Here is a 24,359-nt window from a genome sequence, read left to right on the forward strand (position 1 = left end):
AAAAAGAATTATGAGAAGAAATCTATTCAAAGTACTGCTGTTCGCAGCCATTTTAGCATCGTGTAGCGATGATGATAATGACATAGTTGGTGAAGTGCCAACTGAACCAGAACCGACTGCTGAGGTCAATGTGAGACTTAACGAAGTTCAATACCTCGGTAATTGGGTGGAAATTGTAAATAATGGTGATAGCTCCGTAGATTTGAGCGATTATTTTCTTTGCCTTGGCCCTGGAACTTATAGAAGAATAAGTGATTTGACGGTTGAAGGTAATTTACAGCTTGCAGCTGGAGGAATTTTATCCATTGCCTATGAGATGCCAAATGCTGAAGGAGGAATTGGGTTGTACAACAGCAACGCCGATTTTACAGATGCCTCAACCTTGGTTGATTTTGTACAATGGGGAGCGGGATCTTCCGCAAGAGAGAATGTAGCCGTAGCAGCTGGCATCTGGACCACTGGAGAATTTGTGCCGGTGCTTGGAAATGCTGATTACACCATAATTTTTGATGGAGAAGGCATTGGTGCCGCAAATTGGGCAGAAACTACCACCGTAACAATCGGAGAAGAAAACCAATTAACAGTTCCTGAAGAAATCAGATCTATTGTGTTCAATGAAGTGCAATACGGAAACAAGGATTTGGTTGAACTTTACAACAATGGAAATGTTGCTGTCGATTTGAGCCAATATTGGTTATGCCTAGGACCGGGAAGATACAGTCAAATTAATGAAATCACACCAGAAAGTGGTGACATTATGTTGGAGCCTGGAGCATTTTTGGTTTTACCTTTTACCATGGGAGAAAGTGAAGGATTGGGACTGTACTCAAATGACTCTTTCACAAATGCTGAAGCCATAATTGATTTCGTTCAATGGGGTGCTGCTGGTAGCGCACGTGAGAATATAGCTGTTGAAGCCGGCATATGGGCGGCTGGAGAATTTGTTCCAACCGTAAGCTTGAATAGTTACAGTATTGAATATGACGGGGAAGGGGATTCAGCTGCTGATTGGTCACAAGAAGTAAATCCATCTTTGGGATTGCCCAATGACACTGAAGTAGCAAAAACCACCTTCAATGTAACCATAAGTAACATAATCAATTACTTAAACGTACATACATTTACAACCCCAGTTGGAGCATCAGACCCTGGTCCATTGACAACCAATGGCGCCCAATATCAAATATCGTTTAAAGCGGTTCCTGGAACCAAGTTTACCCCGGTCACTATGATGGGAAACAGTAATGACTGGTTTTTGGCTCCAACTGATTTAAATGGAATTGACTTATTTCCAAATGGGCAGGCATTGAATGGTGTTGACATTGCTGGTCAACTTTCGCTGTATGATTTAGGTACCGAAGCAGATAATGACCCAGCCTCTTTTCCGCCCGCGGGTGCTGATGTGGGCCCTGTGGATGCAAATACACTTGTAAGATTGGTAGAAGGAAGAGATACAGGAGATATTTACATAACCGCAGTGCTGGATTACGCAAATGGGGATGGAAGTTCTGCAGGAACTTTCACATTGACTATAACTGCTATAAATACTCCTGATCCAGGGCAACCAGCAAGCTCTAGTAATGGATTTGTAGTTACACCAGGTATTGTTGTATTGCATGCACTTCCTGAGCCTTTGTTCACATTAGGAGAAGAAGATAGGGGAGTTGGTTTGGAAAGAATTGCTGAAGACGGTATGCCCGGCGAACTTTATGGATGGTTCACGGAAACAGGAAGTAATGGTTCACCATTGCGATTGGCCTCATCTTTTAGTGTTTTTTCACCTGGAATTGTATATGCCTTTAATACGGAAAGTGATCCTTTCTTTGTCCAAGGTGGTCAGGTTATAGAAGGAAGTGGACTGGAAGAACTATCTGAAGATGGTAACAATGCTGTCGCAGTATCTTATTTCAATAATCTTGGATTACCTGTTGCAGCCAGCAATGAAACAGCTCCTATTGGCCCTGGTGAATACCTGTCTTTCACAATCGATGTGCCTCAAGGTCAAGATTACAAATTGGGTATTAGTACGATGTTAGTTCAAACTAATGATTGGTTTATCAGTTACAACAATAACGGAGTAGCCTTGTTCGATGAAAGCGGGACTCCTTTCTCTGGAACTTCTGAAAGTGACGAATCCTATTTGTTTGATGCAGGTACAGAAGTAGATGAGCCGGTTGGTTTCGGAATCTATCAAGCACCTAGACAATCAGGGCCAAACGTAGGTCCAGCTGATGCCAATACTACAATTAGAAGAGTTAGTGAATTGGAAGATGTTCAATTTGGCAAAGGTGTTTATAACAATGGCCCGGGTGTTGTATATCTTCAAGACCCCCGAGGAGGATACAATTTGGTTAGAATTGACATTCAACCACAATAGACTGAGGTCGTTTTTGTTTTTTTAAATTGTGGAGAGCTGGAAATTTATTTCCAGCTTTTCTTGTTTTAAGAATTACTTTCTGATTTTCGCGTCTACAAGTTCGATATACTTGAGCATGGCCTCTTCAACACTAATATTTTTTGCCTGAAAAAGTGCATTGGCCTTGAAGGCATTTATCAATGGCGTTTTACTACCGGGATTATCGTAATTCTTATTGGCAATTTTAAAATAGGCGTACAACTTGAGTAATAAATCGGCGGGCATGGGTTCTGTATAGCTATTTACAAAAGCAACAGCTTCCCTAAACTGAATATTTAATTCCTCATCAGTCATCTTCTTTCCGAATTGAAGCAATGCAAGTTTTGGCACCAACCACTTTTTGGCCCAATTTAACGGCAATGTCACAATCCAAAGGTAATAGTAGATCTACTCTAGAACCAAATTTTATGAATCCAGCATCCTGCCCTTGGGTTACTTGCTCACCTTCCTCAGCGTAGTTGATTATGCGACGGGCCAAAGCCCCGGCAATTTGACGGTATCCAATCTCCCCGAATTTTGGTGTGTGCAGCACTACTGTGGTGCGTTCATTTTCGGTACTTGATTTGGGATGCCAGGCAACCAAATATTTGCCGGGATGGTATTTGGAGTAGGTCACGGTTCCGCTAGCGGCATATCTTGTTACATGAACATTTAAAGGAGACATAAAAATGGATACCTGTTTACGCTTGCCCTTGAAATATTCAGTTTCTTCAACTTCCTCAATGACCACGACCTTGCCATCTACCGGCGCCAAAATTTCATCAAAATTGGGAGTGACCAATCGTCTTGGGTTTCTAAAAAACTGTAAAATCAATATCAAAAAGATAAGTGCGGCAATTTGCACGGCTATCTTGATCCATTCAATATCGATATAAAAATGTGCGGAAAGGACAATGGCTACCACAATAAAAAACGTGATAATAATTATTTTTTGACCTTCTCTATGAAACATATGAAAATATATTAAGTACCAAATATGCAAATGGTGCGGCAAATACCAAGCTGTCCAATCGGTCCCAAATTCCGCCATGACCTGGCAAAATGGCCCCGCTGTCCTTGACACCAGCAACTCTTTTAAATTTAGATTCCAACAAATCGCCAAGGCTTCCAGCTACTACAATTGTAGTGGCTAAAACCATCCATTGGGAAAGTGTTAGACTGGTTTCGTACAAGGCTAAAACGTATGCCGCAACTAGTGCAAAAATAAGACCTCCTAGAGAACCTTCAACAGTTTTTTTTGGAGAAACTGAAGGAAATAATTTTGTTCTCCCCAAAGTTCGCCCCACCAGATAGGCAAATGTGTCGTTGACCCAGATTAAAATAAAAATCCCCATGATCAAAAATTGCGCAAAGGAGTTTTGCTTATAGGGTATCATGGTCAAGAAAATACAACCACCTCCGATGTAAAAAACCGCAATAATAAACTTTTGTAGGCCTGTAAAATTCCTGGCATTTCCAGAAAATAAAAACACTAACAAAGCTAGATCCACCGTTATGGTAAACAACATCAATATGGTAATAAGAACACTGTCCTGTATCAAGTAAATAAAGACCCACCAAAGCGCTAGGTAGGCGACAAAGATGTAATAGTGTTTTAACCGGACTATTTTTTTGAATTCATATAAACAGGCCAATCCGAATACCATAAAAAGAAAATCAAAGGCATCTGAACTCAAAAAAACTGTGCCCAAAAGGAGTACTGCATAGATTGCCCCTGTAATTGAGCGCCTTAGGATTTCTTTCATTTGGTTAGTAGTCTTCTAGCAGTAAAAGATATACATTTTTTGAGGCACTACCGTAGGAAAGAAAATCATTTTTGTTTTCGGGGGTGGGCTGAAAATGCTTTAAGGTGGTAATATTGTTGGGGATATTTTTCCCATATTTTTCTTTGATGACCTTGAGTCCTTCACTTATGGAATCCACCAACTGGCTTGTGGTAGCAAAAACAATAAGATTCGACGGAAGTTCATCCAATTTCTTTTCCTTAATCTGGTTGGAACAAACCAAAATTGACCCATTGTGTGCAATGAGGTGTTCACAGGTGGTAAAGAGAATATTGCTCTCTTTTCTGTTTTCAGTAAATTCGATTTTTTCGGAAGAAAAACGACTTTTTAGCCTTGGGTCCATCACATAGAAAAGATGATTTTGCCAATCGTTTTCGGAAATAATGTTCTGTATAGCTTCGGAAACTTCCCCGTCATCTTCACAGTAAATGAATTTTCCACCGTTTTTTTTAAAATAGATGGTGAATTTTTCATCTACGGGAATCTTTAGGTCGGGCATATGTTCCCCACGGGTTTCCAGGGTTTCCTTGGAAACCTTTTTGCCACCTCCAAAAAGTTTATCAAAAATACCCATTTATGGTATCAAGAACAGTTTGTCCATTGAAATGCTCCGATATGGAAATATGCTATTCTGCAGTTTCCTTTTCTTCCTCCAATTCCTCTTTTTCGAAAGGTCTTTTTCCGAAAATTTTCTCTAAATCATCCTTAAAGATAACTTCTTTTTCCAACAAGCGATCAGCCAACGCTTTCAATTTATCCTTATTGTCATCCAAAAGTTTTATGGCCCGCTTATATTGCTCTTCTATCATCTTGGAGATTTCCTTATCAATTTTCTGAGCAGTTTCTTCGCTATAGGGCTTGGTAAAGCCATATTCGTTGTTTCCGGAAGAATCATAATAGGTGATATTTCCAAGTTGATCGTTCAATCCGTAAATGGTGACCATGGCTCGTGCTTGTTTGGTCACCTTTTCCAAATCGCTCAAAGCACCAGTGGATATTTTGTTGAAAATCACCTTTTCGGCTGCCCTTCCACCCATGGTCGCACACATTTCGTCCAACATCTGTTCTGGTCGAACAATCAAGCGTTCTTCAGGTAAGTACCAAGCTGCACCCAACGATTGCCCTCTAGGGACTATGGTGACTTTGACCAAGGGAGCGGCATGCTCCAACATCCAGCTCACAGTGGCATGACCTGCTTCGTGATAGGCGATGGTCTTTTTCTCTTCAGGTGTAATGATTTTATTTTTCTTTTCAAGACCACCAACAATTCTGTCCACGGCATCGAGGAAATCTTGCTTGTTGACCGCTTTCTTTTCTTTACGGGCTGCAATAAGTGCTGCTTCATTACAAACATTGGCGATATCTGCTCCAGAAAAGCCGGGAGTTTGCTTTGCAAGAAAATCCAAGTCAAGTGTTTCGGCCGTTTTTATTGGACGAAGATGAACTTCAAAAATCTCTTTACGTTCTCTTATATCTGGAAGGTCTACATAAATTTGGCGATCAAAACGGCCAGCACGCATTAAAGCTTTGTCCAATACATCTGCACGGTTGGTGGCGGCCAATACAATTACGTTTGTATTTGTTCCAAATCCATCCATTTCAGTAAGCAGTTGATTCAGGGTATTTTCCCTTTCATCGTTAGAGCCTGTAAAATTGTTTTTACCTCTTGCTCTACCAATGGCATCAATTTCATCTATAAAAATGATGGCAGGAGACTTATCTTTTGCCTGTTTAAATAGATCTCGTACTCGGGATGCTCCAACACCTACAAACATTTCAACAAAGTCTGAACCAGATAATGAGAAAAATGGAACTTGAGCTTCTCCTGCAACCGCTTTGGCCAAAAGTGTCTTACCCGTTCCTGGAGGTCCTACCAAAAGAGCTCCCTTTGGTATTTTACCACCCAAAGAGGTGTACTTGTCTGGATTTTTTAGGAATTCCACAATTTCTTGTACTTCTTCCTTGGCACCTTCAAGTCCTGCAACATCTTTAAAAGATGTGCGCGTATCTGTTTTCTCGTCGAAAAGCTTTGCCTTCGATTTTCCAATATTGAAAATCTGTCCACCAGCACCACCTCCGGCACCACCCGACATTCTTCGCATCAGATAGATCCAAATTCCGATGATCAATGCAAACGGTAGTAAAGAAAGCAATAGTTCTCCTAAAACATTGGACTCCGTATCGAAATCAACAACGGTGTCAAGATTGTTCTCTTTTTTGATGCTTTTGATCTCGTCTTCAAAATTTTGAAGATCACCATAATCCAAAATGTACTGTGGAATTTTTCCAGTCGAGAAATTAAAAGGCTTATCGGCAACATTTCGATGGACATCTTTTTGCAGCGCTTCTTCTGTCAAGAACACCTTTGCCTGACGGGCATTGGTAATGATCAGTATTTCTTTAATATCTCCATTCCTTAAAAACTCCTGAAGTTCCGAGGTAGTGGTTTTTTCGGTGCTTGCCAAACTGCTTCCACCAAAGAATTGGAATCCTATGATCAAAGCAATGACCACGCCGTAGATCCACCAGGAACTGAAACGAGGTTTTTTAGGGGTATTTGAATTGTTTTCTTTTGCCATTTTGTTTAAGAATTGTAGCTGCTCTCCACCATGGTTACTTTGGCATCTCCCCAAAGTCCTTCAATGTCGTAGAATTCCCTAATATGTTTTTGAAATACATGTACAACAACATTTACATAATCCATTAAAACCCACTCTGCGTTTTCCGAACCCTCAACATGCCATGGTTTATCTTGAATGGCCTTGCTGACGGTTTTTTGGATGGATGAAACAATTGCGTTTACATGTGTGTTGGAAGTACCATTGCAGATTATAAAGTAGTCACAAACTGTATTTTCTATTTCCCTAAGATCCAGTAGATTTACATCTACTCCTTTAACTTCTTCTATTCCGTGTAAAATTAAGGCAATCAGTTCATCTGCGCTAGCTTTCGTTTTCTGCATTCAAAAATTTTAGTTTCTACAAAGTTATATTTTTTTTGTTTTCTTAGCCCTAGATTTTAACATATCATTGGACGCACCACTTTGGGAGAACTATCACAGATAATCAAACTTGATGCCACGGACTCCACGAATCTCTATTTAAAGGGTTTGTTGCGGACGGGAACACTGCCTAATTATACTGCTGTGGTAGCCAAATCTCAATTAAAAGGCAGGGGGCAAATGGGGGCTGCTTGGCAGTCTGAATCTGGTAAAAACTTGACTTTTAGTGTATTGAAGAACTTTGATGCCATGCAAACGACGCATCAGTTCAACTTAAATATTGTGGTTTCCTTGGCGGTACATGATGTTTTAAAGGCAATGGAAATACCTGATTTAAAGGTGAAATGGCCCAACGACATTATGTCAGGCGGGCACAAAATATGTGGCATTTTAATTGAAAACATTTTAAAGGGAAAGCAAATTCAAAGTTCGATTATTGGAATCGGGTTAAATGTGAATCAAACTTCTTGGGAAAACTTGGAAAAAGTAGCTTCGCTAAAATCGCAAACCGGAAGATTTTTTGACTTGGACGAACTTTTGTCAAAATTACTGACAAGGCTTAAGTTTTATCTGGATGATATAGAAACAAAAACAACATTGCAATTGCTGCCCTCCTATGATAAATTGTTGTTTCGAAAAGATAAACCTTCAACCTTCAAAGATGGGAATGACCAGGTTTTTATGGGATTTATCCGGCATGTTTCACCCGAGGGCAAACTGGTTGTGGAATTGGAGGATAATATTTTAAAGGAATTTGACCTTAAAGCGGTTTCGCTATTGTATTAAGGGATTCTATCCATATTTGAGGAAAGTGTCTCCATAAAATTCGTGATGGGCGATTTGATCATCATGGCCATCATTGCGTTAAATTCCCCTTCAAAACTTAGGGCAACTTCACTTTCATTTTCTCCCAAGGAGGTAATGTCTCCTGTAAGGGTAAATGGTAATTTATCGCTTGCAGCGCCCAGAACAACTTTACTGTTGGGAGTTTGTTCCTTTAAACGTAGTACTATTTCTGGCATCCCTTTTAGCGCAAACCTGAAAGTGATATCGTCCAAAACTTCAAATTTGTCAATATTGTCAGGCATCAGTGTTTCAAAATTTTTGATGTCAGTCAAGAATTCAAATACTTCTTTATCGCTTTTGGCTACGTTCTTTTTGGGAGTTTCTATATGCATAGTGTTCTATTGTTTCCATTGTTGCGGATTCGTTTTCCACTCCAACAAGGTTTTTTGATGTGATTCTTTAATATAATTGGTATCGGAAGCTTGCTCAATAAGGTGTTCGTAATCCGATAAGGTATTCAAAGTGACATCTTCAGCTTCAAAATTGGTGCCAGCAAGTGAAAATCCATACGTAAAAATTGCCACCATGCCTTTTACATTGGCTCCTTGGTCGCGCAATGCCTTTACCGCATTTAAACTACTCTTTCCGGTGCTGATCAAGTCTTCGATGACCACCACGGTCTGTCCTGCTTCCAGCTGGCCTTCAATTTGGTTTTGCCTGCCATGTGATTTTGGTTCGGGCCTTACATAAATAAATGGGAGCCCCAATGCTTCCGCAACCAAGATTCCAATACCAATGGCGCCTGTTGCCACACCGGCAATAACGTCCGGCTTCCCATAAAGGGCTTCAACTTGTTTTGCCATCTCTTCCCGAACAAAATTTCGTATTTCAGGATAGGAAAGCATGATTCTGTTGTCACAATAGATTGGGGATTTCCATCCAGAGGCCCATGTAAATGGATTTTCTGGTTCCAACTTAATTGCATTAATTTGCAGCAGAAGTTCGGCAGTTTTTCGTGCGGTATCTTTGTTTAAAACCATTGCGCAAATGTATAAAGTTTTTGTTAATGAGTCTCCACTCATCTTAACAAATGAGCGCCAAGATAATTCAAATGGAAATCTCTTTTTCTTGGATAGGGATTCTATTTTGATGGCTATTGATTCACTGGCAAAGGGAAGGTTGAAGGAAGCCTACATCTACCACCCTGATGAAGAGAAAATGCTTGATATTTTTAAGCACAAGCTTCCGGTTGTTGTTGCTGGGGGCGGATTTGTGACCAATCCCAAGGGTAAGGTGCTCTTTATTTATCGAAACAACAAATGGGATCTTCCGAAAGGTAAGGTGGACAAGGGAGAATCCATAGAAAAAGCCGCTATTAGGGAAGTAGAGGAGGAAACTGGGGTGAAGGATCTTGAGATAGATAAATTTTTACGTACTACGTATCACATTTTTAAACGGAACGGTGAGTATCGATTAAAGGTGGTGCATTGGTTTTCAATGTATACCAGCTATACGGGGAAATTAGTAGGAGAAAAAGAAGAGGGTATTGAAAAAGTAAAATGGAAAGGACCCAAGAAAATAAAGAAGGCCCTGAAAAACTCATACCACAATATTAGAATTCTTTTTGAGGGTTGGCTTATTCCTGAAGTATAGCAGCTGCGCTACTTCCTTTTGCAATGCGATAAACAGGATACCTTAAGTAAGAAGCTTCGCGAAATGGGGATCTTTGATAAATCCAGTCCAACTGCGCATACCAGTCTTGGGCGAAATTCTCATCCAACTCTTTTTTGAGTAAAAAGTTACCTCTTAGGGTGGAGTCTTTTTTAAGCAAATCCAGAGCAACATCCTCAAAAACATAGGGTGAAAACCCTTCTTTTTGCTGAAGCACCGTATCAAAAAAGTTCCAGTTAAAAAAAGAATCGGTCGCTTGTGGCTCTAGGGTTTCAAGCAAATATCGCACCCCAGGTTGATTGGTCGGAACAATATAATCACCTGCCTGGAACGCAAGTTTGACATTACTTTTTTTCACCTGTACATTGGAGTGCAGATAGTGCCCTTCATATGGATTTTCCCTGGTATCGTAATCCACAATTTGATATGATTCAACGGTTAATGAGGTGTCTTGCTCCAAAGCAAAGTAGTCAATATCATTGGCATCCAACCGCTCCATTATCTTACTCCAGCTTCCCTTTACCAAATATGCCGCAGGTACAGCTATCGTATCGGCAGGTACGTAATGGTTATAATAAGTTGTCTCTCGGGTAAAGGGCCTACTTTTATCATACTTTAATCGTGGTAAACCGGTTATTTCACTCGTGATTTGCTCAGCTTCAAAACCTTTAAAATCCAATGAAGAATGTCTAGATGTGTCCAGCTGCCAATTAAAGTAGTATTCCGAAAGCTCAAGATTTTCCTTGGCAGTTTGTTCACGCAGTTCCCGAATGGCATTAAATTCCTTTTCAACTACCCCGATTACACTTTCCATAAGTTCATAAGTGCCTTCAACCCTTTGTTTGTAAGGTTTTAACATATGGGTTTCCACCATCAATCCCAAGGTGTTCCATAAGGTGGTGTACCCGGTCGAATATCGGGGGTAGTCCATAAATTGACTAAATCCCAATTCAGGTGGTCGGTTAAAAACATTGACATATGGGGTGATGTCCCAATTTTTTTCGACCAGTGATTTTTCAATCCGGGGTCTAAATTCTTCTTCCAAATAGGTTCCTAAATGTCCTCCCATTTTATTGTGCTGGGTAAACAAATGGGTCAATGTATATTGATAATCAGCACCGTTGCTCACATGATTATCAATAAAGACATCGGGTTTTACCAAATGGAATATTTGGGAAAAGGTCTTAGCATTTTTGGTGTCCATTTTTAAAAAATCACGATTCAGGTCGTAATTCAGGGCATTGCCCCTGAAGCCATATGCCTTTGGTCCATTTTGATTGGCCCTTGTATTGGAATTTCGATATAAGGCCCCGCCAATATTATATATTGGAATGGTGACCAATACCATATTCTTTGGATGGGGTAATGTTTTTGTGGCCAAATCACGATAAAGTAGCATAGTGGCATCAATACCATCACTTTCCCCTGGATGAATGCCGTTATTTATTAAAACAACAGCTTTTTCTTGCCTAACATGCTCAAAGTTAAAATCCCCATCAGGATTAAAGGTGACCATATGCAAGGGATATCCACTGTCTGTTTCTCCTATGGTTTGAATATTTATTTCGGGGAAATCTTTGGCCAGCCGTATATAAAAGTCAATGGTCTCTGGATAGGTAGCTGTTTCGGTACCATCGGAAGTTTCGAAAAAGGTTTGGTACGATACGACCTCATCTTGCGTTTTGGGTTCACAGGATAATAAAAGTAACAGAACGGTGGGGTAGATAATGTACTTCAATGGTTGGCTTATCTTGTTAAGAATAAATGGGAAACAAAAATTCCTAAGGATAAAAATAGGAATATTATAAGAATGATGAGATATTCATTCTGTTAAGATCGGCCACTTCAATTTTGTAAATGGGTTTATTCCTGAAATTTAGGTAATGCCAGCATTTTAATCTGAAGTCGTTCCATTTTTGGTAATCCGATGGATCTATGGACGAGGTAATTACATTAATTATCACCCTTTCTTTCAACTCTAAGGTTACAAACTCCTCCAAAAACTCCCATCCATCCATAATGGGCATATTAATGTCCAAGAAAATCACCTCAGGTGCAGGAATTCCTGCTTCCATTCTCTCGCCCAGGCTTTCAAGAGCAAGTCTTCCATTTTCAAAAGCCTCAATGTCATTGCACTTCACAACGGTTTTCAGCATTTTTTTTATGCCAAAGACTGTAATATGATCATCATCAATAATATAAATGCTATTGATTTCCTTCATTAATTTTGTGTAGTTAATTGACTTTCTTCATTAAAGTAAACATGAAAGGTGGAGCCATTGCCAACTTCACTGTTTACGGTAATACTACCACCCATGGCTTCAATTTGGTTTTTGATGATATAAAGCCCAAGTCCTCTGGCATCCTTGTGGTTGTGAAAGGTTTTATACATGCCGAAGATCTTGTTGCCATACCTGTTTAGATCAATTCCCAATCCATTGTCCGATATACTGAAAATAACATTGTCTTCTTGTTTTTTGGCATTAAGCGAAATGATAGGACTAGCTTTGGGGCGGCGATATTTTACCGCGTTGGTGACCAAATTGAGAATAATACTCTCTAAATAGGCCGGGACGCTCATAACGGTAAGATTATCAGGTACAGAATTGATGAATTCCACTTTATTTCGTTCCAAAAAGGCGGCAAGATTCTGCTGGACCTTGATGATGTTCTCATTCAAATTCATGGATTTTTTGTCCATATTGATGTTGGTACTGATATCTACCACCTCGTTTAAATTCTCCAGAGTGTCCAATAAATTGTCGGAAGCATGTGAAAGCATGCCCATGATCCGTTCTTTTTCCGACTCTTCTTTTTCCTTTATAAGGAAATCGAGCAGCATCGAAAAATTGGCCGTATGTGATCGCAGGTTATGGGAGACGATATGGGCAAAGTTGATCAACTTCTTGTTTTGAACAGCGGTTACATTGATCAAGTTTCGTAACTGATCCTCTTTTTGTTTTATGTTGGTAATATCTATGCTCATGCCTATCAAACCATATGCCTTGCCCTCCAAATCAAGGAGGGGTATTTTAGAAGTAAGGAAGTTTGTTATGCTCCCATCTTTTCTAACATTGATGGTTTCAACACCTACCATTGGTTTTTGTGTGCGCATTACCTCCAGGTCTTCGTCCCTGGAAATTTGGGCCACATCCTTATCGTAAAGGTCAAAATCGGTTTTGCCTATAAGATCTTCTGGTTTTGCACCCAAGTATTCACATTCAGATTTGTTGACCAAAAGTTTTCTGGAATCCTTGTCCTTGATAAATACATTTAATGGAAGATTATCAATCAGGGTTGTTAACAGCTGCTCACTTTCTTTGGTTTTTGTTTCTGCCAACACTTGTTCGTGAACATCTTGAAAAGTACCAAAGAGTTTAATTACTTTTCCATCTTTTTTGATGGCCTTTCCACCTGCGGCCACCCATCGCTCATCGCCATTGTGCGTAACAATGACCAAACGCTCACTAAAAGGAACTCCTTTTTCCAGCAATTTATGGAAAAGCATGGAAATTCTGTTTCTACTATAACCTTGTTTGTAGAAGGAAATACCTTCTGCAACATTTGGCTCGTATGTGGCTGGAACCCCGTGAATTTTTTTGGTCATGGAACACCAGGTAATTTTGTCCTGGACAATGTCGTATTCCCAACTTCCTACCTTTGCAACTTCGGATTTAGCATTGAGCAGGGTGTTTATGCGCTTAAGTTCTGCTTCGGCCGTAACCTTTTGGTCAATATTGTCTGTTTGAACAATGATGCCGAGTGGATTTTCTTTTTCATCAAACCACGGGGTAAAAGTGCTTTCAAACCAACATAGGCCAGTATCAGTATCGTGTGCGTGGCGAAGAAGATAGGTTTTGTTCCCCTTGAGACATTGTTTTAACTCATTTGCCCCAAACCCTTGATGGGAAGCAAAGAGTTTGATTATTTGCGCATTTTCACAAGCATCAGGTTTCAAATTAAAAATGGAGCACCATGAATCGGAAGCAGCAATGAAATTGTGCTGACGATCTATTAAAACTGTGGGCTTGGGTAATTGTTTTATGAGATAGGTATGGGGGTAGGTTTCAATTGTTTTCAAAATGTAGGTTTAGATTCGGGTTAAGAAATTTCCTACTAAAATAATAGCATTAGCCTACACTCATAATTTATTGTTGTGAACAGACCAAATTATGTTGTTTTATCGACGAATGACATTTTTTTAAAGACCGATTCCCAAAAAATGAAGATGGTTATGATACATTTCGATATAAAACTTATGGTTTTACGACCACCGTATCGGGTACCAAACCTGTATAATCCCCGCCATTCCGAATTACATCTCTTACAATTGATGAACTTATATAAGACTTTCCTGAAGACGTCAATAAAAACACCGTTTCTATCTCAGAAAGTTTTCTATTGGTATGTGCAATGGCTTTTTCAAACTCGAAGTCAGCCGGATTCCGAAGCCCTCTTAATATGAAATCGGCATTTACTTTTTTGCAAAAATCCACGGTAAGGCCTTCATAGGTGACCACCTTAATTTTTGGCTCATTTTTAAATGCCTCGTTAATAAAGTGTGTGCGCTCTTCAAGTGAAAACATGTATTTTTTGTCAGCGTTGATTCCAATGGCGATCAATAGTTCATCAAACAGGGTGATCCCTCTTGTAATTATGTCATAATGACCTAATGTGAGGGGGTCAAATGAACCTGGAAAAATGGCACGTCTCATTGTTGTGTTGTTTTTCTAAAAATACTGAATTTCTATGGTATGGCTTCTTCAATTGCACTGCCAAACAGTTTGTCAAGTGAAATGCCGGCGGCATTTGCTTGCTGTGGCAAAATACTTTCTTCGGTGAGCCCCGGAGTTGTATTTACCTCCAACAAAAAGGGTTCGTTGCCAATAAAAATAAACTCACTTCTACTATATCCTTTCAAACCCAATATTTGGTATATCTTTTTTGCTAAAGCGGATACATTTTGCTGCTGCGTTTTGGAAATTCTGGCTGGGGTGATTTCCTGTGATTTGCCTTCGTATTTGGCTTCAAAATCAAAAAAATCGTTTTCTGAAACAATCTCGGTAATAGGTAACACCATAACTTCATTATGGTATGTTATTACACCAACGGATACCTCTGTGCCATCCAAAAAACTCTCGATAATAACTTCGTTATCCTCCGAAAAGGCATTGTCAAGGGCCGCTTTTAAATCCTCTTTTTTATAAACTTTGCTGATTCCGTAACTGCTGCCAGCCCTATTGGCTTTAACAAAGCAGGGCAAACCAACTTTTTGTATAATGGCTTCTTTGTCAATAACATCGCCCTTGTTTACATAAAAAGACGTGGCACATTGTACCTTATATGGTTTTAGCACACTTAATAAATCCCTTTTGTTAAAGGTGAGTGCAGCTTGGTACTGGCTGCAGGATGTTTGTGGCAGATTAAGGAGTTCAAAATAGGCCTGAAGCAATCCATCCTCCCCAGGTGTGCCATGAACCGCGTTAAAAACACAGTCGAAATGAATTTTTTCCTCGCTTAGCCCAATACTGAAATCCGATTTGTCCACCGGGAATTCCTGATTGTCTTCACTTAAATAAAACCACTTTTCTTTTTGAATAATAATACGGTAGGGATTGTATTTTTTCCGATCCAGATATTTATAGACCACATTCCCACTTTTAATGGAGATTTCATATTCGCTGGAATAACCACCCATGATGATGGCGATGTTTTTTTTCATCGGCTTGTCGAATCGCTATGTCAAAGTAAAGAAAAAAGGACTGGCTTTCCTATATTTGTTCCGATAAGGCATAGGCATGAAACATTTTTTTAATTTTCTACGAAGTAGGGTGTTCCTAATTCAACTGGGTCTGGCGCTGCTGGCTTCCATACTGATTGTTTTCCTGATTTTGAGATGGTTGAAAAGCACCACCAACCATGGTGAGTTTGTAGAAGTGCCGGATTTTTCCAAAATGTCGGTAATGGAAATGCGAGAGGCTGTTGAGGATGCCGGACTTCGATATCAAGTTTTGGACTCATCCAACTATAACCCAGAGTATCCGCGATTTTCAATTTTGGAACAAAACCCTCCAGCCGGAAATAAGGTCAAATCAAATAGGAAGATTTACTTTACGGTAAACCCTTCGGGATATAAAAAGGTGACCGTTCCCGATATAATACAAGTAACACAGCGAAACGCGACTTCAATGCTGCGCGCTGTGGGATTGGAAGTGCAACGGGTAACTTACATTGACGAATTGGGCAAGGATATGGTCTATCGGATGAAATTTAAAGGAAAGCATATTAAACCGGGAGATAAATTGCCAAAAACCTCTAAGGTTGAACTGATTTGTGGTAATGGCACCATTCCAGCTAGTGCACGGGTGCAAGCAGATTCCGAATAGTCATGGGTCCATTCGAAAACCCCGAGCTTTCCCAAGACGAACTTTTTGAGCACCATAAATTTGTTGCATCCAAGGGTCAGGAACCGTTGCGGGTGGATAAATTCTTGATGAACTTTATTGAAAATGCTACTCGGAATAAAATTCAACAAGCCGCCAAACAGGGCCATATTTGGGTTAATGATGCTATTGTAAAACAGAATTACAAAGTAAAGGCGGGTGATGAGGTCAAAGTGCTGTTTGAACACCCTCCCTACGAGTTTTTGCTAACCCCCGAGAACATTCCTTTGGATATTGTTTATGAAGATGAAACATTATTGGTGGTAAATAAACCAGCGGGAATGGTGGTCCACCCTGGTCACGGGAATTATTCGGGCACCTTGATTAACGCATTGGTCTACCATTTTGACAATTTACCCACAAATAGTTCAGAAAGACCAGGTTTGGTGCATCGGATAGATAAGGATACCTCTGGACTTTTGGTAATTGCCAAGACCGAAATGGCCATGACACATTTGGCAAAGCAGTTTTTTGAAAAAAGTAGTGAGCGTGAATATTTGGCATTGGTATGGGGCAATGTTGTTGAAGATGAAGGAACCATTGAAGGGCATATAGCCCGAAACCCAAAGAATCGTTTACAGATGATGGTTTTTCCTGAAGGTGATCAGGGAAAAGAAGCAGTTACCCATTATAAAGTGGTGGAGCGTTTGGGGTATGTTACCTTGGTATCGTGCAAACTTAAAACTGGCAGAACCCATCAGATCAGGGTGCACATGAAATATATTGGACATACACTTTTCAACGATGAGCGTTACGGTGGGGAAAAAATTCTGAAAGGAACAACCTTCACTAAATACAAACAATTTGTTGAAAATGCCTTTAAAATACTTCCGAGACAGGCCTTGCATGCCAAAACTTTGGGTTTTGAACATCCGGTAAGTGGAGAGTTTATGCGCTTTGATTCTGAACTTCCGGACGATATGGTGAATTGTATTGATAAATGGCGTTCCTATGCCAAACACAGCGACCAATAGATTTCCTCAATCTTTAGATTGAAAACACCTTTTGGCCCAATTGTCATAAATCCAATTACATCCTTATTTTTACTTAAAATTTGATTTATGAAAATTGTTATCTCACCAGCGAAATCCCTCAATTTTGAATCAGAATTGCCAACATCAAAATATAGTCAACCACAATTTTTGGAAGCTTCCAAAAAACTAAATGCTGTTCTGGCCAAGAAAAAACCAAAAGCCCTTTCCAAATTGATGTCGATATCTGATAATTTGGCGGAATTAAATTGGCAGCGGAATCAACAATTTTCAACTCCATTTACAATTGATAATGCCAGACCGGCCGTTTATTCCTTTAATGGTGATGTATACCAAGGCCTTGATGCGTATACCATTCCTGAAAACAAATTGGATGCATTACAGGATACTTTGCGGATTCTTTCCGGTTTGTATGGAATTCTTAAACCCCTCGATTTGATTCAGCCCTATCGGTTAGAGATGGGAACACAGTTAAAAGTGGCCCGCAAAAAGAACCTTTATGAGTTTTGGAAGAAACAACTGACCGATTATTTAAATGAAGAATTGGAAGACGGCGAGTTGTTCATCAACTTGGCAAGCAATGAGTATTTTGGAGCTATTGATGAAAAAGGATTGAAAGTTCCAGTTGTTACCCCAATCTTTAAAGATTGGAAAAATGACAAGCTCAAGGTCATCAGTTTCTTCGCTAAAAAGGCGCGCGGGTCTATGGTAAGATACATTTTAGATAAAAATGTGAAGACCATGGAAGAGTTAAAAGGATTCGACTATGATGGATATCTTTTCAGTGCAGAGCATACCTTAAAAGAAAATCAACCGGTTTTTGTACGGTAATAATTGCTATAAACCTTTTGATGTTAGGTTTGTGGACTTCATATCCTAAATTGTGATGTGCCTAAATAAGGTATGTGATGTTTGGCATTTATCACGATCTTTGAGGTTTCAAAAATTATAAACTAACCATACCGAGAAAACCATGCAGCAGTCAAGACGTTTAGAAGAGTTTAGAAAATCGGTCACCAACAAATTCAATATATACAACAGTCTATTTTTAAGCTTGCCTTATCAAAACATAGAAAATGTGGGGGTATTGATTCCACTTTTGTTTGATCAATGCGAAAAAGGACTTAAGGCAGGTGAAAATCCACAGGAAATATTGGAAACGTTCTTTACCAACTTTGTAGACATAAAAGACGAAAGGGAACGATTGGATTTTATGTTCAAGGTTATCCAATACGTTGAACGGCAAGTTGTTTTGTACGATAGCGTTGAAGATTCTGCCTTTCCAAAACTGCAAGAGTATACCAAATCCCTTTCCATAAAGGATTACTTTGCATTGGTAAATCGCACCAAAAATTGGGATGAAATATCCAATTCACTTTCAACCTTTAGTGCCCGTATTGTACTTACGGCCCACCCTACACAGTTTTATACCCCAGCGGTGTTGGACATCATTTCTGAATTACGTTCGCTAATTGATGAAAACAAGGTGGATGATATCGATTTGACTTTACAGCAGCTAGGGCTTACCTCTTTGGTGAACGCCAAAAAACCAACGCCCTTGGATGAAGCCAAAAATATTATTTATATCCTTCGAAACACCTATTATGATGCCGTGGGAGAGCTGTTTCAGTATGTGAAGGGAAAGATTCATAACGAGGAGTTCAATAATTATAATATCATTAAACTTGGCTTTTGGCCTGGAGGGGATAGAGATGGGAATCCATTTGTCACCGCAGAAATTACGAGGCAAGTAGCTGATGAGCTTCGACTTACATTGATGAAATGTTATTACAACGAACTTAAAGCACTTCGTAAAAAATTGACCTTTAAGGATATGCAGGACGATTTGATTGAACTTAGCAATAAGCTCTACAAATCCATGTTCGATGCCAAGGCTGTTATTTCATACGAAGAGATAATAGAACAGTTGTTGCAGACTCGCGAAAAATTGGAAGGTAAATACCACAGGTTGTATTTAAAGCATCTTGATCAGTTTATCAATAAGGTCCATATTTTCAAAACACATTTTGCTACCTTGGATATTAGACAAGACCATAGTAAGCATAAATTGGTCATTACCAGCATTCTGAAACAACAGGGTGCGATAAAGGATAATTTGGAAGAACTTTCGGATGTCGAATTGCAACACTGGCTGTTGCAGAAAGATTTACAATTGAATCCCGATGACTTTGATGAGGATATTGTAAAAGACACCATTACGAATATTGGACAATTGAAGGAGATTCAAAAGAACAATGGTGAAGATGGATGCAATAGGTATATCATCAGCAATTCAGAGGATATTTATTCCGTACTCTTTGTATTCGGATTATTTAGATGGTGTGGATGGAAAGAAAATGATATTACTTTTGATATTATCCCATTATTCGAAACCATGAAGGGGATGGCCGAGGCAGAAGGCGTTATGCAAACTTTGTTTGATATGCCGCAATATCGCCAACATTTAGAACGGCGAAAGCATACGCATACCATCATGTTGGGCTTTTCCGATGGAACAAAGGATGGTGGATACCTCAAAGCCAATTGGTCCATTTTAAAAACCAAGGAAACATTGAGCAAAGTATGCAAGAAAAATGGAATTAAGGCTATTTTCTTTGATGGTAGGGGAGGTCCACCGGCCCGTGGAGGTGGAAAAACCCATCGTTTCTATGCGGCACAGACCAAAGACGTGGCCAACCACGAAATACAGCTTACCATTCAGGGGCAGACCATAACCAGTACCTATGGCACCAAAGAGCAGTTTATGCACAACTCAGAGCAGTTGTTGACTGCTGGTTTGAGTAATAATCTTTATGGGGAAGAACATGTGATCTCAACAGAACACCGAAAATTGATTGAGGAACTTTCCGAATTAAGTTTTGAAAAATACGATGCGCTAAAACAGCATGAAAAATTTATTCCTTATTTAGAGCACAGGAGCACACTGAAATATTATACAAAGGCCAATATTGGAAGTCGACCCGGTAAACGTGGCAACAAAAAACAGTTGGAACTTTCCGATTTAAGGGCCATTTCATTTGTGGGCTCATGGAGTCAGCTAAAGCAAAACGTGCCGGGGTATTTTGGAATAGGAACTGCCATTCAAAAATTAAAGGATGAAGGGAAATTGACTCAAGTGAAGAAGTTGTATGATGAGGTGCCTTTCTTTAAGACCTTGATGCACAACAGTATGATGTCGTTGGCAAAAACCAATTTCGATTTAACCAGTTACATGAAGGAGGATGCGGAGTTTGGTGAATTTTGGAACATACTTCATGAGGAATATTTACTTTCTAAGAAAATGCTCTTACAAATATCGGGACTTAAGATTTTGATGGAGGATGAGGAAGTTTCCCGCGAATCTGTTAACATTCGGGAAAAAATTGTACTGCCGCTATTGGTCATTCAGCAGAATGCACTGTATCATATCACGAAGAATTCCGAATACAAGGATGTTTATGAAAAGATTGTTACCCGTTCCTTATACGGTAATATTAACGCAAGCAGGAATTCGGCTTAAGAGTTTATTTTTGAATTCAAATCAAATTTGAAGTATTGAGTTCAAAACCATTTCTTCATACCCACCCGTATGACCCGTTCCTTTTTCCGGAGGCAACAAAATTGATTGTCGGAACTTTACCTCCGCCTCGATTTACTACAGGAGAACTAAAAGATGATGATGTTGACTTTTGCTACGGAAGTCGAAATGGGATGTTATGGCCTATTTTGAATGAAATTTTTGGGCTGCAACTAAAATATGAGACTACCCAGGAAGCCACTGAACAACGAAAGAACTTTTTGTTGGAACAAAAAATTGGGGTCTGTGATATTGTTGCAAGCGCCGAACGTCAAAAAATTGATGCCTCCGATTTGGGTATGCAAAATGTAAAACTTCGCGACTTGGTGGGATATCTCAAAAAATACCCGAATATCGAGACGATTCTTTTTATGGGTGGCAATAGTAAAAATGGCCCAGAATATTTCTTCCGAAAACAATTAAAGACATATGGATTACAACTTGAGGTGATTGATGGGGAAGTACCTAGAATTCATGGTTTAAGACTTCCAATTACTACAAAAGAAGAGTCGATATATAGATTTGTAAAGACGGTTTCATTGACTGCACCCTCAGGCGCGGCCAATCGCGCCATTGGTAGCCTTCAATCCTATAAGGATTTAAAAACAACCAATCCTGAATTCAACACATTTGATTTTAGGGTGATGCAGTATCGAGCATTTTTTGAATAACTAGTTCTTGAAGCTCGGGAATCGCTTTAAGACGGTATAAGTTTTAACCGGCTTTATTCGTTTTAATTCTATTTCTTGAATAATCTTGGAGACAGCTTTCTCAAATCTTGTTTTACGCATTGGTTTCATTAAAAAATCGTTGATGCCATAATCAAAAGCTTTTTTGGCGAAACTGGCCCAAGTAGAATTCATGATAATTGCGGTGTTGATTTCGATACTGTCAAGGAGCTCAAAAGCGTTGACCTTATCCATCAACACATCCAGAAAAACCATATCGACCTTGTGGTCATAAATGGCTTTGATTCCTTCATATGGGCTTTCATAAGAACCGATTAACTCTAAATCGGAATGATTTTTAATCAGAATTGACGTTGCCAACCTCTGAATGGAGGAATCGTCGATAACTAGTGCGGTATACTTCATAGTAAGCGGTTTGGGTACTATAAAATTAACTTCGCTATAAGTTTGCCTGTAAAAATGAGGATGTATTGCTGTTTCTTTCGGATAAAAACATACTTCTTACTATTTCGGCCTGACAATCAATCTTTTGAACAGTCGATTAAAGTGCACTTTTATGGACGAATAGAAACTTATTCCACCATTTTTGAAGATAAAATGGCATATAGAGCTTTTATTCCATAGGCCAATTGCACAATTTTTAAATTTTCGTTGGGACTGTGCTGATTATTATCAGGGTTTACCATGGGAACAATAAAAGCTGGAACCTTTAATTCGTTTATAAAAGGTGAGATTGGAACCGTACCTCCCATAATCCGAATGCGAACCACATCCTTACCAAAGGAATTTTGCAAGGTTTCAATCAAGAATTTACCATAGGCATTGTCCAAATCGGTACGAAAAGCATCAGTCACACTCCCTTCCTGCACAGTTACGATTTTATCAAAGGACATGCGTTCTTCTTTTGATGGAACATGGTCCAATACATGATACCCCTGTTTGGTGATATGGTTTTTGACCAATTGTTTTAAACGATGGCCATCACTTTCCGGAACCAAACGTAAATCCAATTCGGCTGTCGCACTTTCCGGAACAATGGTTCTTCTTTTTGGGCCTATCCAGCCCGAACCTAAACCACGAATGTTCAACGAAGGAAATTGAAGTGCTTCTTGATAAAAACCCCCTACTTTTTCCGAGGATTTAAACTGTAGTTTTTCGGCAATTGCCTGGTCGCTATCCGGGACACTCTTGAGAACTTCGGTTATGGACTCATCAAATGAGATTCCGTCGTAATATCCTGGAATTGTTACCCGTCCATCGGAATCTTTCATGGTGGCCAAAAGCTGAGCCAATTGAAACCCTGGATTTGGAGCGTAATTACCATAATGACCACTATGTTGAGGTTTGATGGGACCATAGGTGGTCAATGTCATTGTTGTAATTCCTCTACACCCATACACCACCGTTGGATTTTCTGAAGGATGGACAGGCCCGTCAGCAATTACCAAAAAGTCAGCTTGGAGTAATTCACGATACTGTTTTACCGCCTTTGGAAGCGGCTTGCTACTTTTTTCCTCCTCACCGTCTAAAATCACTTTAATGTTGAACGGGATTTCCTTTCCATCTTTTTTCAAAAGATCAATCGCGTTTAGAAACATTACAATGGGACCTTTGTCGTCGGAGGTGGAGCGGCCAAATAATCGCCAATCGTAGTTAATGTCGTCACCTAACTCATCAAAAGAAATAGTTTTAAAACTATCACCCTCCGGAGCTTTTAAAACAGTTTGGTATGGATTGGGTTGATTCCATTTCGATGGATCTACTGACTGTCCATCAAAGTGCATGTAAATGAGCATGGTGGGTTTGGAATCTTCCATTGGTAATGCTGCGAAAAACAATGGCAAATTTTCCGTTTCCAATACGGCGGTGTTAAAGCCGCGCTCTCCGAACTTTCTTTTCAACCAAAGAATATTGTCATCAATATCGTCAGCTTTCAAAGCATCGTTTGGAATTGCGATAAAATCCCTTAACTCTTCAATGGCTTTGAACACTTGCGATTTTATAGCGATTGAATCCTGGGAATAACTGTAACTAAATGACCAGAAGATGAGTAGATAGAAAAACTTTTTCATTGAGAAGGTGTTTGGTCACCTCGAGTGCAAGTGGGAGGTTTCAAGTTCTCGACTGCGTTCGAACGGACAATTAATTTGAAATAGCTAAGCAATAAATTTAGCGAATTCCCTTTACAAAATGGGCTATTTTATCAGCTCCATGTTCAGTAAGGTGTTTTATAAAGGCCGAACCAATAATGGCTCCCTTTGTTTTTTCAGTAGCCTGATCAAAGGTTTGTGAATTACTGATTCCAAAACCAACGATTTGCGGGTTTTTAAGTTGCATCGATGCAATACGGTCAAAATAGGCTTTTTGTTCATTTCCAAAACCTGTTTTGGCTCCCGTTGTACTCGCAGAACTAACCATATAAATAAATCCATCGGAAGCTGCATCGATTGCTTTAATGCGCTCATCACTGGTTTGGGGGGTAATCAAAAACATGTTGATCAGTCCATATTTTTTGAAGATAGATTCGTATTCTTCCTGATACACATCCAATGGTAAATCTGGTAAAATCAAACCATCGATACCCACTTCTTGGCATTTTTTACAAAAAGCTTCTACGCCATACTGAAATATTGGATTGAAGTAACCCATAATGATCAAAGGAATGGAAACGGTCTTGCGAATATTTTTGAGTTGTTCAAACAGAAGTTCAGAATGCATCCCATTGTTCAGCGCTTTGGTGGAACTATCCTGAATGGTGGGTCCATCGGCAAGAGGGTCGCTAAATGGTAGGCCAATCTCGATTAGGTCGACCCCACTTTTTTCCAAATCTTGGATAACCTTAACCGTATCATTTAAATTGGGATACCCCGCCGTAAAGTATATGGATAGTAGTTTTTTGTTCTCCTGTAATTTTTGATTGATTCTGTTCATTCTTTATATAGTATTGAGATTTGAGTATGTAGTATTGAGAGTTGTGTTATTCCTAATTACTCAATACTG

24 protein-coding genes are annotated in these 24,359 nt (G+C 39.5%); 8 read left to right on the forward strand and 16 right to left on the reverse strand.

Annotated elements, in window-relative coordinates:
• Positions 1-10 precede the first annotated feature (10 nt).
• A complete protein-coding gene (locus tag ACULLG_RS08160; RefSeq protein ID WP_452126273.1) occupies positions 11-2,377 on the forward strand; it encodes a spondin domain-containing protein in 2,367 nt (788 codons plus the stop codon).
• 72 nt (positions 2,378-2,449) lie between these two features.
• Here the strand turns inward: ACULLG_RS08160 and ACULLG_RS08165 are convergent, their stop codons facing one another.
• Genes ACULLG_RS08165 through rsfS form a run of 6 tightly spaced genes read right to left on the reverse strand, consistent with a single transcriptional unit; the run spans position 2,450 to position 7,162 of the window.
• The gene (locus ACULLG_RS08165) at positions 2,450-2,710 is read right to left on the reverse strand and encodes an acyl-CoA-binding protein (protein WP_452126274.1); all 261 of its coding nucleotides are present in this window, start codon (positions 2,708-2,710) and stop codon (positions 2,450-2,452) included.
• Positions 2,703-3,368, reverse strand: a complete 666-nt coding sequence (locus ACULLG_RS08170) for a phosphatidylserine decarboxylase family protein (protein WP_452126275.1) — start codon at positions 3,366-3,368, stop codon at positions 2,703-2,705. Before ACULLG_RS08170 ends, ACULLG_RS08165 begins: the two co-directional genes overlap by 8 nt.
• Complete coding sequence (locus ACULLG_RS08175) at positions 3,358-4,161, reverse strand: phosphatidate cytidylyltransferase (RefSeq protein WP_452126276.1); 804 nt, start codon at positions 4,159-4,161, stop codon at positions 3,358-3,360. Before ACULLG_RS08175 ends, ACULLG_RS08170 begins: the two co-directional genes overlap by 11 nt.
• A 4-nt stretch (positions 4,162-4,165) precedes the next feature.
• On the reverse strand, positions 4,166-4,774 hold the full coding sequence (locus tag ACULLG_RS08180; protein ID WP_452126277.1) for an LUD domain-containing protein: 609 nt from the start codon (positions 4,772-4,774) through the stop codon (positions 4,166-4,168).
• Between the two features lie 52 nt (positions 4,775-4,826).
• Entirely contained in the window at positions 4,827-6,779 is a 1,953-nt protein-coding gene (gene ftsH, locus ACULLG_RS08185; RefSeq protein ID WP_452126278.1) for an ATP-dependent zinc metalloprotease FtsH, read from the reverse strand.
• 5 nt (positions 6,780-6,784) lie between these two features.
• The gene (gene rsfS / locus ACULLG_RS08190) at positions 6,785-7,162 is read right to left on the reverse strand and encodes a ribosome silencing factor (RefSeq protein WP_190811583.1); all 378 of its coding nucleotides are present in this window, start codon (positions 7,160-7,162) and stop codon (positions 6,785-6,787) included.
• Between the two features lie 81 nt (positions 7,163-7,243).
• Between rsfS and ACULLG_RS08195 the strand changes: the two genes are divergently transcribed.
• Positions 7,244-7,987 carry a biotin--[acetyl-CoA-carboxylase] ligase gene (locus tag ACULLG_RS08195; RefSeq protein WP_452126279.1) on the forward strand — a complete coding sequence of 248 codons (744 nt, stop codon included), beginning with the start codon at positions 7,244-7,246 and terminating at the stop codon, positions 7,985-7,987.
• On the opposite strand, the gene ACULLG_RS08200 is transcribed toward ACULLG_RS08195, so the two are convergent.
• Together ACULLG_RS08200 and pyrE are read right to left on the reverse strand one after the other, a co-directional pair.
• On the reverse strand, positions 7,984-8,379 hold the full coding sequence (locus ACULLG_RS08200) for an SRPBCC family protein (RefSeq protein WP_452126280.1): 396 nt from the start codon (positions 8,377-8,379) through the stop codon (positions 7,984-7,986). The genes ACULLG_RS08195 and ACULLG_RS08200 overlap by 4 nt on opposite strands.
• A 6-nt stretch (positions 8,380-8,385) precedes the next feature.
• A complete protein-coding gene (pyrE, locus tag ACULLG_RS08205; RefSeq protein WP_452126281.1) occupies positions 8,386-9,027 on the reverse strand; it encodes an orotate phosphoribosyltransferase in 642 nt (213 codons plus the stop codon).
• A gap of 7 nt (positions 9,028-9,034) precedes the next feature.
• On the opposite strand from pyrE, the gene ACULLG_RS08210 reads away from it, so the two are divergent.
• Positions 9,035-9,640 (forward strand): NUDIX hydrolase, encoded by a 606-nt coding sequence (locus ACULLG_RS08210; RefSeq protein ID WP_452126282.1) that lies wholly within the window; start codon positions 9,035-9,037, stop codon positions 9,638-9,640.
• On the opposite strand, the gene ACULLG_RS08215 is transcribed toward ACULLG_RS08210, so the two are convergent.
• The 5 genes from ACULLG_RS08215 to ACULLG_RS08235 all read right to left on the reverse strand — a co-directional run bounded on the left by ACULLG_RS08215 (position 9,624) and on the right by ACULLG_RS08235 (position 15,380).
• Complete coding sequence (locus tag ACULLG_RS08215; RefSeq protein ID WP_452126283.1) at positions 9,624-11,396, reverse strand: M14 family metallopeptidase; 1,773 nt, start codon at positions 11,394-11,396, stop codon at positions 9,624-9,626. The genes ACULLG_RS08210 and ACULLG_RS08215 overlap by 17 nt on opposite strands.
• A 64-nt stretch (positions 11,397-11,460) precedes the next feature.
• Positions 11,461-11,880 (reverse strand): response regulator, encoded by a 420-nt coding sequence (locus ACULLG_RS08220; protein WP_452126284.1) that lies wholly within the window; start codon positions 11,878-11,880, stop codon positions 11,461-11,463.
• Complete coding sequence (locus tag ACULLG_RS08225; RefSeq protein ID WP_452126285.1) at positions 11,880-13,739, reverse strand: PAS domain-containing protein; 1,860 nt, start codon at positions 13,737-13,739, stop codon at positions 11,880-11,882. The genes ACULLG_RS08220 and ACULLG_RS08225 overlap by 1 nt, the downstream gene beginning before the upstream one ends.
• Before the next feature lie 175 nt (positions 13,740-13,914).
• Positions 13,915-14,373, reverse strand: a complete 459-nt coding sequence (coaD, locus tag ACULLG_RS08230; protein ID WP_452126286.1) for a pantetheine-phosphate adenylyltransferase — start codon at positions 14,371-14,373, stop codon at positions 13,915-13,917.
• Positions 14,374-14,405: 32 nt separating this feature from the next.
• On the reverse strand, positions 14,406-15,380 hold the full coding sequence (locus tag ACULLG_RS08235) for a D-alanine--D-alanine ligase (RefSeq protein ID WP_452126287.1): 975 nt from the start codon (positions 15,378-15,380) through the stop codon (positions 14,406-14,408).
• Positions 15,381-15,456: 76 nt separating this feature from the next.
• On the opposite strand from ACULLG_RS08235, the gene ACULLG_RS08240 reads away from it, so the two are divergent.
• The 5 genes from ACULLG_RS08240 to ACULLG_RS08260 all read left to right on the forward strand — a co-directional run bounded on the left by ACULLG_RS08240 (position 15,457) and on the right by ACULLG_RS08260 (position 21,341).
• Positions 15,457-16,044, forward strand: coding sequence for a PASTA domain-containing protein (locus ACULLG_RS08240; RefSeq protein ID WP_452126288.1), 588 nt, complete (start codon positions 15,457-15,459; stop codon positions 16,042-16,044).
• 2 nt (positions 16,045-16,046) lie between these two features.
• The gene (locus tag ACULLG_RS08245) at positions 16,047-17,075 is read left to right on the forward strand and encodes an RluA family pseudouridine synthase (protein WP_452126289.1); all 1,029 of its coding nucleotides are present in this window, start codon (positions 16,047-16,049) and stop codon (positions 17,073-17,075) included.
• A gap of 87 nt (positions 17,076-17,162) precedes the next feature.
• On the forward strand, positions 17,163-17,924 hold the full coding sequence (gene yaaA / locus ACULLG_RS08250; RefSeq protein WP_452126290.1) for a peroxide stress protein YaaA: 762 nt from the start codon (positions 17,163-17,165) through the stop codon (positions 17,922-17,924).
• Positions 17,925-18,066: 142 nt separating this feature from the next.
• Complete coding sequence (locus ACULLG_RS08255; protein WP_452126291.1) at positions 18,067-20,613, forward strand: phosphoenolpyruvate carboxylase; 2,547 nt, start codon at positions 18,067-18,069, stop codon at positions 20,611-20,613.
• A 35-nt stretch (positions 20,614-20,648) separates the two neighbouring features.
• A complete protein-coding gene (locus ACULLG_RS08260) occupies positions 20,649-21,341 on the forward strand; it encodes a uracil-DNA glycosylase family protein (protein WP_452126292.1) in 693 nt (230 codons plus the stop codon).
• Here the strand turns inward: ACULLG_RS08260 and ACULLG_RS08265 are convergent, their stop codons facing one another.
• The 3 genes from ACULLG_RS08265 to trpA all read right to left on the reverse strand — a co-directional run bounded on the left by ACULLG_RS08265 (position 21,342) and on the right by trpA (position 24,290).
• A complete protein-coding gene (locus ACULLG_RS08265; RefSeq protein WP_452126293.1) occupies positions 21,342-21,764 on the reverse strand; it encodes a LytR/AlgR family response regulator transcription factor in 423 nt (140 codons plus the stop codon). It abuts the gene before it with no gap.
• 167 nt (positions 21,765-21,931) lie between these two features.
• The gene (locus ACULLG_RS08270) at positions 21,932-23,431 is read right to left on the reverse strand and encodes a M20/M25/M40 family metallo-hydrolase (protein ID WP_452126294.1); all 1,500 of its coding nucleotides are present in this window, start codon (positions 23,429-23,431) and stop codon (positions 21,932-21,934) included.
• 97 nt (positions 23,432-23,528) lie between these two features.
• Entirely contained in the window at positions 23,529-24,290 is a 762-nt protein-coding gene (gene trpA / locus ACULLG_RS08275; protein ID WP_452126295.1) for a tryptophan synthase subunit alpha, read from the reverse strand.
• Between the last annotated feature and the right edge of the window lie 69 nt (positions 24,291-24,359).

The sequence above is a fragment of the Flagellimonas sp. 2504JD1-5 genome (assembly GCF_053618295.1).

Bases quoted from the DNA above. Each gene is read 5' to 3' on its own strand.
- ACULLG_RS08160 (WP_452126273.1), top strand. From the start codon at position 11: ATGAGAAGAAATCTATTCAAAGTACTGCTGTTCGCAGCCATTTTAGCA.
- ACULLG_RS08165 (WP_452126274.1), bottom strand. From the start codon at position 2,710: ATGACTGATGAGGAATTAAATATTCAGTTTAGGGAAGCTGTTGCTTTT.
- ACULLG_RS08170 (WP_452126275.1), bottom strand. From the start codon at position 3,368: ATGTTTCATAGAGAAGGTCAAAAAATAATTATTATCACGTTTTTTATT.
- ACULLG_RS08175 (WP_452126276.1), bottom strand. From the start codon at position 4,161: ATGAAAGAAATCCTAAGGCGCTCAATTACAGGGGCAATCTATGCAGTA.
- ACULLG_RS08180 (WP_452126277.1), bottom strand. From the start codon at position 4,774: ATGGGTATTTTTGATAAACTTTTTGGAGGTGGCAAAAAGGTTTCCAAG.
- ftsH (WP_452126278.1), bottom strand. From the start codon at position 6,779: ATGGCAAAAGAAAACAATTCAAATACCCCTAAAAAACCTCGTTTCAGT.
- rsfS (WP_190811583.1), bottom strand. From the start codon at position 7,162: ATGCAGAAAACGAAAGCTAGCGCAGATGAACTGATTGCCTTAATTTTA.
- ACULLG_RS08200 (WP_452126280.1), bottom strand. From the start codon at position 8,379: ATGCATATAGAAACTCCCAAAAAGAACGTAGCCAAAAGCGATAAAGAA.
- pyrE (WP_452126281.1), bottom strand. From the start codon at position 9,027: ATGGTTTTAAACAAAGATACCGCACGAAAAACTGCCGAACTTCTGCTG.
- ACULLG_RS08210 (WP_452126282.1), top strand. From the start codon at position 9,035: ATGTATAAAGTTTTTGTTAATGAGTCTCCACTCATCTTAACAAATGAG.
- ACULLG_RS08220 (WP_452126284.1), bottom strand. From the start codon at position 11,880: ATGAAGGAAATCAATAGCATTTATATTATTGATGATGATCATATTACA.
- coaD (WP_452126286.1), bottom strand. From the start codon at position 14,373: ATGAGACGTGCCATTTTTCCAGGTTCATTTGACCCCCTCACATTAGGT.
- ACULLG_RS08235 (WP_452126287.1), bottom strand. From the start codon at position 15,380: ATGAAAAAAAACATCGCCATCATCATGGGTGGTTATTCCAGCGAATAT.
- ACULLG_RS08240 (WP_452126288.1), top strand. From the start codon at position 15,457: ATGAAACATTTTTTTAATTTTCTACGAAGTAGGGTGTTCCTAATTCAA.
- ACULLG_RS08245 (WP_452126289.1), top strand. From the start codon at position 16,047: ATGGGTCCATTCGAAAACCCCGAGCTTTCCCAAGACGAACTTTTTGAG.
- yaaA (WP_452126290.1), top strand. From the start codon at position 17,163: ATGAAAATTGTTATCTCACCAGCGAAATCCCTCAATTTTGAATCAGAA.
- ACULLG_RS08255 (WP_452126291.1), top strand. From the start codon at position 18,067: ATGCAGCAGTCAAGACGTTTAGAAGAGTTTAGAAAATCGGTCACCAAC.
- ACULLG_RS08265 (WP_452126293.1), bottom strand. From the start codon at position 21,764: ATGAAGTATACCGCACTAGTTATCGACGATTCCTCCATTCAGAGGTTG.
- ACULLG_RS08270 (WP_452126294.1), bottom strand. From the start codon at position 23,431: ATGAAAAAGTTTTTCTATCTACTCATCTTCTGGTCATTTAGTTACAGT.
- trpA (WP_452126295.1), bottom strand. From the start codon at position 24,290: ATGAACAGAATCAATCAAAAATTACAGGAGAACAAAAAACTACTATCC.